The organism is Streptomyces sp. CA-179760, assembly GCF_050937045.1.
Taxonomy (GTDB): Bacteria; Actinomycetota; Actinomycetes; order Streptomycetales; family Streptomycetaceae; genus Streptomyces.
Genome location: NZ_JBNJLZ010000001.1, coordinates 3,437,564 through 3,450,208, shown reverse-complemented (window position 1 = coordinate 3,450,208; position 12,645 = coordinate 3,437,564). Strand labels below are relative to the sequence as shown.

General features: G+C 72.6%; 14 protein-coding genes. 7 read left to right on the top strand and 7 right to left on the bottom strand.

What is annotated here, in order from left to right:
* Position 1: 1 nt before the first annotated feature.
* Genes ACQEV8_RS15430 through ACQEV8_RS15405 form a run of 6 tightly spaced genes read right to left on the bottom strand, consistent with a single transcriptional unit; the run spans position 2 to position 7,619 of the window.
* Positions 2–766 (bottom strand): polysaccharide deacetylase family protein, encoded by a 765-nt coding sequence (locus ACQEV8_RS15430; RefSeq protein WP_432960505.1) that lies wholly within the window; start codon positions 764–766, stop codon positions 2–4.
* Entirely contained in the window at positions 750–2,459 is a 1,710-nt protein-coding gene (murJ, locus tag ACQEV8_RS15425; RefSeq protein WP_432960503.1) for a murein biosynthesis integral membrane protein MurJ, read from the bottom strand. The genes ACQEV8_RS15430 and murJ overlap by 17 nt, the downstream gene beginning before the upstream one ends.
* Positions 2,456–3,805 (bottom strand): O-antigen ligase family protein, encoded by a 1,350-nt coding sequence (locus ACQEV8_RS15420; RefSeq protein ID WP_432960501.1) that lies wholly within the window; start codon positions 3,803–3,805, stop codon positions 2,456–2,458. The genes murJ and ACQEV8_RS15420 overlap by 4 nt, the downstream gene beginning before the upstream one ends.
* A gap of 3 nt (positions 3,806–3,808) precedes the next feature.
* The gene (locus tag ACQEV8_RS15415) at positions 3,809–5,236 is read right to left on the bottom strand and encodes an exopolysaccharide biosynthesis polyprenyl glycosylphosphotransferase (RefSeq protein WP_432960498.1); all 1,428 of its coding nucleotides are present in this window, start codon (positions 5,234–5,236) and stop codon (positions 3,809–3,811) included.
* Positions 5,233–6,483 carry a glycosyltransferase gene (locus tag ACQEV8_RS15410; protein WP_432960496.1) on the bottom strand — a complete coding sequence of 417 codons (1,251 nt, stop codon included), beginning with the start codon at positions 6,481–6,483 and terminating at the stop codon, positions 5,233–5,235. The genes ACQEV8_RS15415 and ACQEV8_RS15410 overlap by 4 nt, the downstream gene beginning before the upstream one ends.
* A gap of 50 nt (positions 6,484–6,533) precedes the next feature.
* Positions 6,534–7,619 (bottom strand): DUF3344 domain-containing protein, encoded by a 1,086-nt coding sequence (locus ACQEV8_RS15405; protein WP_432960494.1) that lies wholly within the window; start codon positions 7,617–7,619, stop codon positions 6,534–6,536.
* Positions 7,620–8,019: 400 nt separating this feature from the next.
* On the opposite strand from ACQEV8_RS15405, the gene ACQEV8_RS15400 reads away from it, so the two are divergent.
* From ACQEV8_RS15400 to ACQEV8_RS15380, 5 genes are all read left to right on the top strand, one after another.
* Positions 8,020–8,721, top strand: a complete 702-nt coding sequence (locus tag ACQEV8_RS15400) for a hypothetical protein (RefSeq protein WP_432960492.1) — start codon at positions 8,020–8,022, stop codon at positions 8,719–8,721.
* A gap of 212 nt (positions 8,722–8,933) precedes the next feature.
* Positions 8,934–9,431, top strand: coding sequence for a hypothetical protein (locus ACQEV8_RS15395; protein ID WP_432973433.1), 498 nt, complete (start codon positions 8,934–8,936; stop codon positions 9,429–9,431).
* Positions 9,428–9,550 carry a hypothetical protein gene (locus ACQEV8_RS15390; RefSeq protein ID WP_261678816.1) on the top strand — a complete coding sequence of 41 codons (123 nt, stop codon included), beginning with the start codon at positions 9,428–9,430 and terminating at the stop codon, positions 9,548–9,550. Before ACQEV8_RS15395 ends, ACQEV8_RS15390 begins: the two co-directional genes overlap by 4 nt.
* A 170-nt stretch (positions 9,551–9,720) precedes the next feature.
* On the top strand, positions 9,721–10,209 hold the full coding sequence (locus tag ACQEV8_RS15385; RefSeq protein WP_432960490.1) for a tyrosinase family oxidase copper chaperone: 489 nt from the start codon (positions 9,721–9,723) through the stop codon (positions 10,207–10,209).
* Positions 10,193–11,059 (top strand): tyrosinase family protein, encoded by an 867-nt coding sequence (locus tag ACQEV8_RS15380; protein WP_432960487.1) that lies wholly within the window; start codon positions 10,193–10,195, stop codon positions 11,057–11,059. Before ACQEV8_RS15385 ends, ACQEV8_RS15380 begins: the two co-directional genes overlap by 17 nt.
* Positions 11,060–11,186: 127 nt before the next feature.
* Here the strand turns inward: ACQEV8_RS15380 and ACQEV8_RS15375 are convergent, their stop codons facing one another.
* Positions 11,187–11,480, bottom strand: coding sequence for a chaplin family protein (locus ACQEV8_RS15375; RefSeq protein ID WP_399026994.1), 294 nt, complete (start codon positions 11,478–11,480; stop codon positions 11,187–11,189).
* A gap of 455 nt (positions 11,481–11,935) precedes the next feature.
* Here ACQEV8_RS15375 and ACQEV8_RS15370 point away from each other — a divergent pair, with 455 nt between their 5' ends.
* Together ACQEV8_RS15370 and ACQEV8_RS15365 are read left to right on the top strand one after the other, a co-directional pair.
* Complete coding sequence (locus ACQEV8_RS15370) at positions 11,936–12,214, top strand: hypothetical protein (RefSeq protein WP_432960483.1); 279 nt, start codon at positions 11,936–11,938, stop codon at positions 12,212–12,214.
* A 76-nt stretch (positions 12,215–12,290) separates the two neighbouring features.
* Entirely contained in the window at positions 12,291–12,566 is a 276-nt protein-coding gene (locus ACQEV8_RS15365; RefSeq protein WP_432960480.1) for a hypothetical protein, read from the top strand.
* Positions 12,567–12,645: the final 79 nt, after the last annotated feature.

The window sequence follows — 12,645 nt, the reverse complement described above, 5'->3', positions numbered from 1 at the left end:
CTCACAGGCCCTCCACCGGGCGCCGGCGCAGCCGGTGCAGCCGGTGCTTGAGGTGCAGGCGCATGGCCGTGTCGTTCTGGCCCACGTGCACACGCGGCAGGGCGTGCGGACCCGTCAGCGGACCCGGGTCGATGGCGCAGGCGTAGGTGTAGCCCGCTTCCCGTACGGCCTCGACGGCGCGGGCGTCGACCGTGCCGTACGGATAGCAGAAGCCGTCGACCCAGGCACCGGTGAGCTCCGTGAGCAGCGCCCGGCTCTCGCCGACCTCCGCCCTGAGGGTGAGATTGTCCGCCCGGGTGAGGTCGACGTGCGTCAGCCCGTGCGAGCCGATCTCCACGCCCTCGGCGGCCGCGTGCCGGATGCCGTCAGCGGTCAGCAGCGGCTTGCGCGGGCCGAGCGGGTCCCAGGCGTTGTCGCCGCCGAGCCGGCCGGGCAGCACGAAGAGGGTCGCGCGGCAGTCGTGGCGGCGCAGCAGCGGCAGGGCCTCGGTGACGAAGTCGGCGTACCCGTCGTCGAAGGTGAGCCCGACCAGGCCCTGTGCCTCGCCCCGGGCGCGGGCGGCGAGCAGCTCGGCCACGGACACGCCCCGCAGCCCCCGGCGGCGCAGCCACCCCAGCTGCCGGTCGAGCCGCTCGGGCGTGACCGTGATGCGGTAAGGGTCGTCCGAACAGTCGCCCACCGAGTGGTACATCGCCACCCAGGGGACGGGGCCCCGGTGCGGGGCCGGGGGTCTGCCGGTGTCGAGGGAATCAACGGAAGCGGCCATGTGTGAGCCTTCGTGTGACGGCGCGTAGGGAGCGCAGAGCGGACGCGGAGCCCTGGGCACCGAGGGCCCAGGTGAGCGGAACGAAGACGAAGGTCACGGTCAGGAAGCCGGCCGCGAGGCCCGCCGCCGGGGAGTCCGGCCGGCTCGCGGCGAACGCCCCCGCGAGCGTGGCGACGACGGCCGCTCCCGCCAGCCTGCCCAGCTCGGCCAGGACCTGCGGGACCCGGACCGAGACGCTGTGCGGCCTGTTCGGCCGCCCCGAGCGCAGCCCGGCGAGCAGCAGGGCGGCCGTGACGGTGATGCCGAGGGCGTTGGCGGCGGCGATCCCCGCCACACCCCAGGAGTGCACGGTCGCGGCGCCGATGAGGGACGTCACGACGATGCCCGCCGTCATCGCGCCCAGGGGATACCAGCTGGCCCGGCCCGCCGAGAAGTAGGAGCGTACGAAGGCGCCCACCAGGGTCTGGCCCAGCAGTCCGAAGGCGTAGACGCGCATGACGTCCGCCGTCGCCGCCGTGTCGTCCGCGGTGAAAGCGCCCCGCTGGAAGAGCAGTTCGATCATCTGCGGGGCGCAGGCGATCACCGCGCACATGCCCAGCAGCACCAGAGCGGCGGCGAGCGCCAGATCCCGCTCCACACGGCTGCGGGCCCGTGCGATGTCGCCGTCCGCCAGCGCCCGCGCCACCACCGGGAAGGTGACCGTGCACACCATCAGCGACAGCGTCATCGGGATCTGGGCGACCTTCTGCGCGTAGTTCAGATGCGAGATGGCGCCGGCGGGCAGGGAGGAGGCGAGGAAGCGTTCGACGAGGACCTGCGACTGGCGGCACAGCGCGAAGAGCAGGACGGCCGCGACCAGCGCGACCTGCATCGGCCGCTCCTCGACGACGGACCCGGCCTTGGCGAGAGGCTGCCTGGGCGAGGCCAGCCGCCGCCACAGCGACGGCACCTGCACCGCCACCATCAGACAGCCGCCCGCCGCCACCCCGACCGCCGCGGAGCGCACGCCCCAGCCCTCGCCGAGGAGGAACATCGAGGCGATGATGCCGGTGTTGTAGGCGACGTAGATCGCCGCGGGCGCGAGGAAGCAGCGGTGTGCCCGCAGGGCGGCGCTGCAGTACCCGGCGAGCCCGAAGGCCAGCACGCAGGTCGCCGTGATCCGGGTGCAGTCGACGGCGAGCCGCGGGTCGGGCAGGCCGGGTGCCAGAGCCCGGACCAGGTAGGGAGCGGTGCCGGCGACCAGCGCGGCCACCGCGGTCAGGGCGAGGCACAGCCGGGGCAGGGTGGCGCCGACCAGGTCACGGACCGGGTCGCCCGGGGCGCCCCGGGCTCGGCGGGCCAGCGCCATGCTGAACGCCGGGATCAGCGCGATCGCCAGCCCGTCCTCGATGAGCAGCGTGGCGGCGAACTCCGGCACGGTCCAGGCGACCAGGAAGGCGTCCGTGTCGCTGCCGGCGCCGAACAGCCGCGCCAGCGACTGGTCGCGCACCAGGCCGAGCAGCGAGCCGGCGATGGACAACGACGCCGTCACCAGCGCGGCCCTGGCCAGGAAGCTTCCGGAGGCCGGCGCCGACGCCGAGCCCGCCGGGTCGGCACCGTCCCCGGCCTTGACGGCGGCACCGGAACGCGCCGGGGGCACGGTCGCCGCGCCGTCCGTCTCGGGACCGGGGGTCTGCGAAGGCACCACCGTCATCGCGCCATGGCCTCCTCGGCGCGCACCCGCACCCCTGCCCGGGGCAGGTCCGCCACATCCGCACGCGCGTCGCCGGACAGCGCCCACCACGCCACGAGCCCCATGCCCACGGCGATCAGCACGGTCGAGGGACCGCCGATGTCGCCGTACGCGAAGTCGGTCAGCAGCCAGACCAGCAGTCCGCAGGCGACGAGCCCGCAGTCGAGCCCCGGGCCGCGGTCGCGCACGCGCAGCAGCCGCCGCACCCCGCACACCAGCAGCGCCAGCCAGCTCCCGGCGAGCGCGAGCAGCCCGATCAGGCCCTGCTCGCTCAGCACCAGCAGATACATGTTGTGCGGCGACAGCAGCGGCTGCCGCTGGTACGCCACTCCCGCGCCGTCGGTCTCGCTGCCCGAGGACAGCGCCAGCGTGGCGTGCCCGTCCCGGTACTCGGGAAAGCCCTTCAGCCCGACGCCGGTCAGCGGATGCCCGCGCCAGATGTCCGTGGCGGACGCCCACAGGGTGTACCGGTCGACGACGGACTGGTCGGGGGTGTCGGCGACCTGCGCGATGCTGTCGATCCGCTGCTGCAGGAGCGCCGAGCCCACGCCGAACCCGCCCACCAGGATCACGCCCGAGGCGACGGCGGCAGCGGCCACCTTCAGCGCGCGCCGCCACCCGGTGAGCACCAACTGCGCGGTGCAGGTCAGGACGGTCGCGATCCAGGCTCCCCGGCTGAAGGAGAGCGCGAGCGGCAGCATCAGCACCAACGCGCACCCGGCGGCGGCGAGTCGCTGCCGAGCGGAGACCCGGCCGAGCGCGATCCCGACCGCGCACACCAGGCCGAGCGAGACCGCCGTCGCCATGCCCATCACGTCCTGCGGCCCGAAGGTGCCCACCGCCCGGATGTTCGCGCCCTGGTAGGACGCTCCGGTCCGGGTGACGAACTGGTGGACGCCGACGGCCCCCTGACACAGCCCGAGCCCCACGAAGGACCAGGCCACCAGCCGGAAACCGGACCGGTCGCGGAGCAGGAGCAGCACGGCCGCCGGGACGAGGACGAAGGTCTGCAGATACCGTCCGAGGCCGGTCAGCCCTGCCTCGGCCGAGAACGCCCCCATGGCGGCGAGCGCGAGCCCCACGACGGGCAGGCCCAGCACCACGGCCGCGACGGGCGACAGCGGACGCCGCCGCTCGCGCAGGAGACGGATCACGCAGTACACGACCACGAGCCCGGAGAGCACGTCGGCGGGCCCCGCGCCGTCGGGCGTGCGCGGCAGGGCCAGCAGGGCGGGAACGGCCACCACGGGCAGGGCCGGCGTCAGCGCCAGGAGGCGGCGGGGGAGCGGTGCAGGTGCGAGGCTCACCCTTCAGCTCCCCGTCGGACGTACCACCGTGGCCGCGGTGCGCAGCAGGATGCACACGTCCTGCCACAGGGACCAGTCGTCGATGTAGGCGTTGTCGAACCGGCAGCGGTCCTCGATCGAGGTGTCGCCGCGCAGCCCGTGGATCTGGGCGAGGCCGGTGATGCCGGTCCGCATCCGGTGGCGGACCGCGTAGCCGGGGTAGGTCTGGCCGAACTGCGCGACGAAGTAGGGGCGTTCGGGCCGCGGGCCGACCAGGCTCATGTCGCCCCGGAGCACGTTCCACAGCTGGAGCAGCTCGTCCAGCGAGGTACGCCGCAGCATCCGGCAGAACCAGCGCATCTCGTTCTCGTTCGCCACGCTCCACCGGGTCGCCGACTCGTGCTCGTCGACCGGGCGGTGCGTACGGAACTTCAGCAGCGTGAACGGCTCCCCGTCCTTGCCGATGCGCTCCTGCCGGAACACCACGCCCGGCCCGTCACTGAGCCGCAGCGCCACGGCGAAGGTCAGCAGCAGCGGGCTGACCAGCAACAGCAACGCCCCCGACACCAGGATGTCGAGGGCCCGCTTGCCCGCGCTGCCGTACCGGGCCGGGGACAGGTCCAGACGACGGCAGGAGAACCCGGCCAGCCGCTCCCGTGCCGCGTACGACGGGGAGTCGGCGTCGACTTCCCAGACCACGCAGCCCGATTCGGCCAGCGCCCGCAGCAGCGGCTCCTGTTCGGCGCGTACCGAGGGGTGCACGGCCAGCACCGCCCGCACCCCGTTCTGGATCACCGCCCGCTCGACCTCCTCGGCGGTCGTCAGCACCGGCAGGGTCTCGGTGCCGTCCGCCTGCTCGGCGACGATCCCCACCGGCCGTACCCCGCACCGTGGCTGACGCAGCACACCGGCGGCCACGCGCTGCGCGGTCGCCACCGGGCCGAGGACGAGCGCGGTGTGCGGGTGACGCAGCAGCGCGGCCCGCCGCCGCGCGTGCACGGCTCCGCGCAGCACACAGCCGGCCGTCGCCTGCAGCGCGAGCCCCGCCAGCACGGTACGGAGGGACAGCGCCTGCTCCGGCCGGTACGCCGCGAGGAGCGCCGCCAGCGCCAGCCAGGCCACCGCGATACGGCCGCACACGGCGGGCAGTTCCTCCAGCAGCCCCGGCACCGGCGGCCGCCCGTCGCGCCGGCGCACCAGCAGCGTCAGGACGATCAGCAGGGTGACGAGCAGGGGCTGGCGCGGGGCATCGGCGAGCACCGGCGCGCCCGCCAGGGCGGCGACGCCGTCCGCGGCGAGCAGCGGCACGGGCGAGGCCGGTCTGGCCGGGCGCCGTGGGGCGGACAGCCGGAAGCCGGGGGCGGTGCCGCGCGGCGGCATGACCGAGACTGGTGAGGATCCGTGCTCCCGTGGCGGTACGCCGGGGGAGGGCACGGTACGTTCGGCGGTCACGAGTGGATGGACTCCCTGTACTCGGTGGTCTCGACGAGCTGCGTTGTCCGGTTCGGTTCGGCGCCACGTCCGGTGTCGAGCCGCCGACCGTGCTCGGCGCCGGTGGTGGCGGCGGTCCAGGGGCCGAGCAGATCGCGATAGACGTCCGAGACGGCCTCGGCGGTGTGCCGCACGTCGTGGGTCGACAGCACGTGCCGGCGGCCCTGGTCGCCGAGCGACTCGCGCAGCAGCGGGTCGGTCAGCAGCTCGGTGACGGCCCCGGCCAGCGCCGCCGGGTTCTCCGCCGGGACCAGGCACCGGGCGGAGAAGGCGGGCGGCAGGCTCTCGCGGGCACCGTCGACGTCCGTGACCACCACGGGCCGTCCGCAGGCCATGGCCTCCAGCGGCGCCAGGGCCATGCCCTCCCAGCGGGACGGCAGGACGACGAGGTCGGCGACCTGGTACCAGGGGGAGGCGTCGGCGACGGCTCCCGTGAACACCACGGATTCCGGGGCCTCCTCGCGCAGCCGGTCGTGGTCCGGCCCGTCGCCGACCAGGACGAGACGGGCGTCGGGCACCCGCCGTTCGACGTCGTCCCAGGCCCGCAGCAGGACGTCCTGCCCCTTCTGCCGGCACAGCCGCCCCACGCACACCACGAGCGGTGCCGCCGGGTGGATGCCGGTGAGCGGCGGGAGTCCGGAGCGCACGAGGCCGGCGGTGGCCGGGTGGAAGCGCTCCGGGTCGATGCCGTTGGGGACGACGGTCCACCGGCCGGTGATCCGGGCGCCCATGCCGGTCGCGCGCTCGGCCTCGCTCACGCACACCGTGCGTGAGGCCCAGCGCGCTCCCCAGCGCTCCCACATGAGCGCCAGCGCCGCGGTGCCTCCGCCGACCGCCTCGAACGACCAGGCGTGCGGCTGGAAGACCGTGGGGATCCGCCCGCGTACCGCGAGACGTCCGGCGAGTCCGGCCTTCGCGCTGTGCGCGTGCACCAGATCGGGCCGCACCTCGTCGATCACCCGGGCCAGATGCCGTACCTCCCGGACGAGCGACGTGCCCGGCGACCGCGTCGCGTGCCAGTGCCGTACGCGCGCGCCGAGCTTTCGCAGTCGCGCGGTGAGCACGCTGTCGGGGCAGGCCACGGTGACGTCCAGACCGTCCGACAGCTGTGCCGCGACCAGATCCGTCACGACGCGCGCCACCCCGCCGTCCACCGGTTGGGTGAGATGGAGAACTCTGGGATTGGGGGCGGTGGATGACAGATGCATGTGCGCGGATTCCTCGCTCGCGATGGCGTTCGGGGCGGGCGGCGACGGACTCATCGCCGGGCGTCGACGGCGACGAAGAGCACGCCGGCCCACGCCGCGTCCTGCTGGGACCGGATCCGGAAGGTCGCCTGGTCGCCGCCCTGCTGCAGAGCGCTGCCGAGATCGAACACATCGGAGTCGTAGCCGAGGGTGTTGGCGTGGGCAGGCACCCGCGACGCGTCCGCCCCGGGCTCGCTGATGGTGGAGTTGAGGACGTCGTCGCGGGGGTTGGCGGCGTTGGTGAGCGCGGTCCCGGACTGGCCGGTCGCCACGGTGAACGAGTCGCCGCCGGTGCCCCGGTCGCCGTTGTACGTCACCAGGCCCGCACGGCCCCAGGCGCCCGGGGCGAAGCCCAGGCCGGTCACGCGGACCTCCTGGGCACCGGACCTGAGCGAGGTGAAGCCGTCCCAGACCGCGAGGTGCCGCTGCGGCTCCGAGGGGTTCTCGTAGGCAACCACCAGCGTCCAGCCGCCCCAGGCCCCGGCCGTCGACCTGCCCATGGCGATGTTGATCTGTGCCACGGTGTAGAGGCCCGGCCCGCCCTCCCGCACCAGCCCCGTCACGTCGGCCGAGGCCTGGAAGGCGTCCATGCCGTCCAGCACCCGGTGGCCGACCAGCGTGTCGGCGAGCAACTGCTTGTACTCCCCGCCGGGTTCGGCGATCAGCACGCGCCCGTTGTCCTCCGGCGGCTTCTGCTCGCCCACCCGGAGGTTGCCGCCCCAGTAGAGACGCGCGTACGTCACCCGGGACCCGCTGGGCAGGCGGACCTCCGAGCGGGAGGAGTTGTAGGTGTTGGGGTCGCGGTCGACATCGACGTAGAACATGTCGAAGTCGCCGTTGACCGCCATACCGCCCGCCTGCGCGTCGGGGCACGAGGGCCGCTGGGCGGCGCGGCAGGTGATCGAGGCGTTGGCGGCGCGTACGATGCCGCCGTGCTGGAGTGCGCGGTACCGCTCGGCGAAGGTGAGGCTCTCGGCCTCCGGCGAGGGCGCCGCGGCCGGCGCGGCGACCGGGGAACTGCTGGCTGCCCACATGGCGGCAAGGGCGAGGACGCCCACGGTCGCGCGGCGAAACAGCGGGCCCAGGGAATGGCGCATGACCGGTCGTTGCCCTTTCGGAACAGGTGGCCGTGGCAGCAGCGCCACGAGTGCGATGCGTCCGCGCTGGGGAGGCGTCGGGCGGTTCGCAACTCTAGTCATCAATCGGACATAGTCGATGAAATTCGGTGAAGTCTGACAAGTGTGTCGGAATCGTGAAATCGCAAGTGTTTGCTGGTTCCGGCCGCTGCCCCGGTGCCGGACGGGGCCTCCGCCCGGCGGGCGCCCGGCCGTTACTCCATCAGGTGTCGGGGGCGATGCGGCCTGACAAAGCGTCTGATCAGGCTGGACGCGGCGAAAGAGGGAATTATGTATTCCCGAAAAGCCTATGAATGCTTGCGGGAAGCCCTGGTTTCTTTCACGGTGGGCTCAAGATCCATCGCCGTCGAAAGGAATCCCCATGCGTGCTCTGCCCGCACGGCGCATCGCGTCCAGCGCACTGTGCGCCGCCCTTCTGGTCGGGATCACCGGCCCCGTCGCAATGGCGGCCGACTCGGCCCGCGGGCACGGCCACGTGGCCTCCGATGCCCGGCTTCCCGGCGCTGATGTGCGCCTCGTACAGATCGGGAGAATCAACTGGGGCACGCTCACCCCGGTCGCCGACCTGCTCAACGCCGTACTCCGCGACAACAACGGCCGGCTGACCGCGGCCGAGGCTGTGAAGCTGGGAGACGCCGCGAAGGCCGCCCTGGCCGAGGCGGCCGTCGAGGACGACGCGCAGACCCCGTCCCCCGTGGCGCCCCTGACCCCCGCGCCGGTCATCCTGCCGGCCCCCGTCCTGCCCGCCCTGCCCGCCATGGTGCCCGAGCGGCGCGCCGCCGACCCCGTGACCGACCTGCTGGACCTCGTGCTGGGCGCTGTCGACGGCCTCCTGCAGGCGGTCACCGGTGGCGTCGGAGGCGTCCTTCCCCTGGTCGACGACCTGCTGGGCGGGGTGGACGAGCTCCTCGCCGAACTGACCTCGGGCGACCCGGCGCTCCAGGACGAGGACACCGTGACGTCGGTGACGTCCAGCACCTCGACGACCCCGGCGGCGGAGCCCGATGACTTCTTCTCGCCCCAGATCTCGGTGCTGACGCCGCTGCTGCCGCCGGCCCCGTGAACCCGTCCAGTCGTGGTGCCGGTCGCAGGGAGCGGCGCCACGACTGCTGTTCTTTCACAGCCTGAAGTACCGCCCGAAGTCCGGTCTTTTAATAGATCTCGTATGAGGTATTGGCAATCTTCGGCAGTTCCGGTTTCCGCCCAGGCCAGGGCTCGTTAGGCACGGCGACAGAAACCACTCCGGCGACGTGCGTTGCCGAAGAAAGGAACACGATGAAGTCTCTGAAGGCTGCCGCCGTCTTTGCCGGGTCCCTGATCGCCGCCGGTTCCGCGACCCCGGCGTTCGCCCAGGACGCCATGGTCGCCCCGAGCGCCCCCGCCGCTCAGAGCGTCCCGGATGTGCAGAGCGCTCCGGTTGCCCAGAGTGCTCCGGCTGCCCCGGTCGCCCAGTCCGCTCCGGTCGCCCAGTCCGCTCCGGCGCAGAGCGCTCCCGTCGCTCAGAGCGCTCCCGTCGCTCAGAGCGCTCCCGTCGCTCAGAGCGCTCCGGCCGCGCAGAGCGCCCCGGTCGCCCAGGCCGCTCCGCAGCCCGCTCCGGTCGCTCAGCCCGCTCCCGCTCCCCAGCCGGCTCCGGCTGTTCAGAGCGCCCCGGTCGCTCCGCCCGCCCCGCAGCCCGCCCCGGTCGCTCAGCCCGCCCCGGCCCCCGCCCCGAGCCCGCCCCGGCCGCCCAGAACTCGCGCGACCTGGCCTCCACCGACCTCACCGGCGGCGTGAGCACCAAGGTCCCCCTGGACGTGACCGCCGAGGGCAAGGAGTCGCTGGTCCACACCGCGAAGAACGCCGCCTCCACGGTCAACGACGCCAAGCCGGTGCACGGCAACCTGTGGTTCTAGGGCTGGAACCACGCCCCGCGGAGGGCCGGTCCTCGGAAAGTCCGAGGACCGGCCCTCCGTGTGTGTCCGGGTACGTACACCGGTGATCACTTGTCTGGCCGTGCGGCGGTGACCGCGCGGCACCTCCGGCGGTTACGGCTACGACACCGCAACCGGACGAGGAGTGGGCCATGGCCGTCAGCATCGACGGAGGACCGGCGGGAGACGGGGCGCCGGCCCCGGCGGACCCCCTGCCGGCGGGCAGTACACGGCGGGAGGTGACGCGCGGCCTGCGCGTCTGCGCCCTCGCCGCGGCACTGGCGGCCCCGGTGGGCGCGGCTCTCTGGCCAAAGCGCCTCGGCCCCGGCGGCGTTCGGGAGGACAGCGCCTTCACCGAGACCTACCGCGGCCGTCGCATCGATGTGGAGTGGACCCCGCAGCACGGCCCGGCCGGGCAGGGCCGGTGCCATGTCACCGTGGACGGCCGCCCGCTGCATCTGATGCGCCGGGCCGACGGCACCTGGCTGAGCATGGTCGACCACTACTGCTCCCACCCGACACCGCTCGAGGCCGCCCGCGCCGCCGTCGACGCGATGGGCCCCGGTCAGCGGCTGCGCGCTCCGGGACCGGGAAGCGCGGGGCACGCGCACACGGAGGACCGGCGTGGCGTACGTACGTAGGGACGCCGCCACGCTCACCAGGGCCGAGCAGCGCCGGTTCGTCAAGGCGCTGCTGGAGGTCAAACGACGGGGCGAGTACGACGAGTTCGTCCGGACGCACGTCGAGTACTTCTCCTCGGACGGCGAGCACGGCCTGCGCGCCGCGCACATGGGGCCCTCCTTCCTGCCCTGGCACCGCCGGTTCCTGCTCGACCTGGAGCGCGCGCTGCGCCGGGTGGACTCCTCGGTGACGGTGCCGTACTGGGACTGGACGCGCGACCGCACCACCACCTCCGCGCCCTGGACGGACCGACTCCTCGGGGGCGACGGGCGCAGCTCCGACCACCAGGTGATGACGGGCCCGTTCGCCTACCGGCACGGCAACTGGACCATCAAGGTGAACGTGACCGACAGGGAGTTCCTCACCCGGGAGTTCGGACGCCCCCGCCGACCGGTCGACCTGCCCACGAAGAGCGAGCTGGCCTGGGCCCTGAAGGACCCCGTCTATGACGTGGCGCCCTGGGACTCGACGGTCACGCGGGGCTTCCGCAACAAGCTGGAGGGCTGGGGCACCGGCCGGGGCAACACGGCCTGGCGCAATCACAACCGGGTGCACGGCTGGGTCGGCGGGGACATGCTCGGCGGCGCCTCCGTCAACGACCCCGTCTTCTGGCTGCACCACGCCTTCATCGACCTGCAGTGGTATCGCTGGCAACGCCGGCACCGCGGTGCCCGCTACCTCCCCGCGACGCCGCCGCGCCAGGGCGACCGGCAGCACGGCCGGATCGTGGCACGGCGCCAGCGGCTGCCGCCGTGGGACGTGACTCCGGAGGAACTGGAGGACGTCGGCCGGATCTACCGGTACGCGTGAGGGGACACGGGTTCCGGACGGGGTCGTGCTCCGGACGGTTCGTGTTCCGGACGGGTTCGTGTTCCGCACGGATACATGGGGAGAGCCCCGGCATTCGGGGGGCCGGGGCTCTCGGGTCAAGCAAAGGTCAGTGACGGTGGCCGTGCTTCTTGCCGTGCCGCTTGTTGTCCTTCTTGTCGCCGTCGTTGTTCTTGCACTCGTTGCCGACGGCCGGGTTGAGCGCGCCGATGATGTTCACGGTGTTGCCGCACACGTTGACCGGAACGTGGACCGGCACCTGAACCACGTTGCCGGACAGGACGCCGGGCGAGCCGATGGCCGCGCCCTTGGCGCCGGCGTCCGCCGCGGCGAGACCGGCCCCACTGAGCACCACGGCGCTCGTGCCGAGAGCAACAGCGCCAACCTTCGCGATGCGAGACATCACGTTCTCCCTTACTGACTAGGTAAGTGCGGCAGCAGTACGCGCTACCGCACTGCCCGTTCAACGCGGCGGCCCCGGAGCGGTCACGAGAAATCTTCTGCGGATCACCCATCTTGAACAGGGGCTCCGCCAAATGGGTGCTGATCGGGGTCCGCATGCGTACTCCCCGTCCGTTGCCGTGTCTACTGACCGGGACCCATTCCATGGGTGCGGCGGGGCAGGTCACGCTGGTCTCCCGCGTGTGAGCGGTGGCTGCCCGAAAGGGAGTTGGCTCGGCGTGGCGGCCCTGGACTCGACCACCCGTGGAACCGCCGCAGCGCCGTGACGTGCACTTTCACAAGAAACCCACGCCGCGAGGCGTTTCGCGTGGCAAAAGTCGCAAACGCCGCTTATCTTAGCGACTGTCAGTGACCGGACCATAACGGTCTGTGTCGACTCGAGAAATCGGAGAAGTAATGCGCAAGTACCAGAAGGCCGCGGTCGTCGTGGCCATGCTCGGCAGCGTCAGCTTCCTCGGCGCTGGCGTTGGTCACGCTGCGGGCGGGGACGGCAAGTTCAAGCTCGAGAACGAGCAGGCCCAGTCCTGTGAGCAGAACGACAGCACCCAGGGTCTGGTCAACGTCGACGACGTCAACGTCAACGTCGGCGCCATCCTGGGTCTCGCCAACCAGGACAACAGTGAGCGCGAGTCGCTGAACTGCTCGCAGTCCTTCTCGCTGCGCGGCGGCCACTGATCAGGTTGATCCAGGCAGGCCCCGGGGCTCGGACCGAGCCCCGGGGCCTGCCGCCTGGCTATAAGGAAAAAGGTAGATGTTCAACTCGAAGAAGATCGCGGCGGCGGCGGGAATCCTGGGGGGCTTCGCCCTGATCGGCGTCGGCGCCGTCCAGGCCTCGGCGCAGGGTCCCGGCACCTGTGTCCAGGACGGCAAGGGTCACATCCGCTGTGTGCAGATGAGTGAGTACCAGGTCATCAAGGACAAGGGGGGCAACGTCACCGTCGTCAACGAGTCGACGCAGGCCTGCCCGACCTCGCACAGCCAGGTCAGCTGCGTCGACAGCGTCACGGCCCCCGCATCGAGGGGCTGACGGCTCCGTCGGCCGACGCGGTCGTACAACAGGTTTTATCCAGAAATTTACGCGGTTGGGCGTTTCGCCCGGCAAGAGG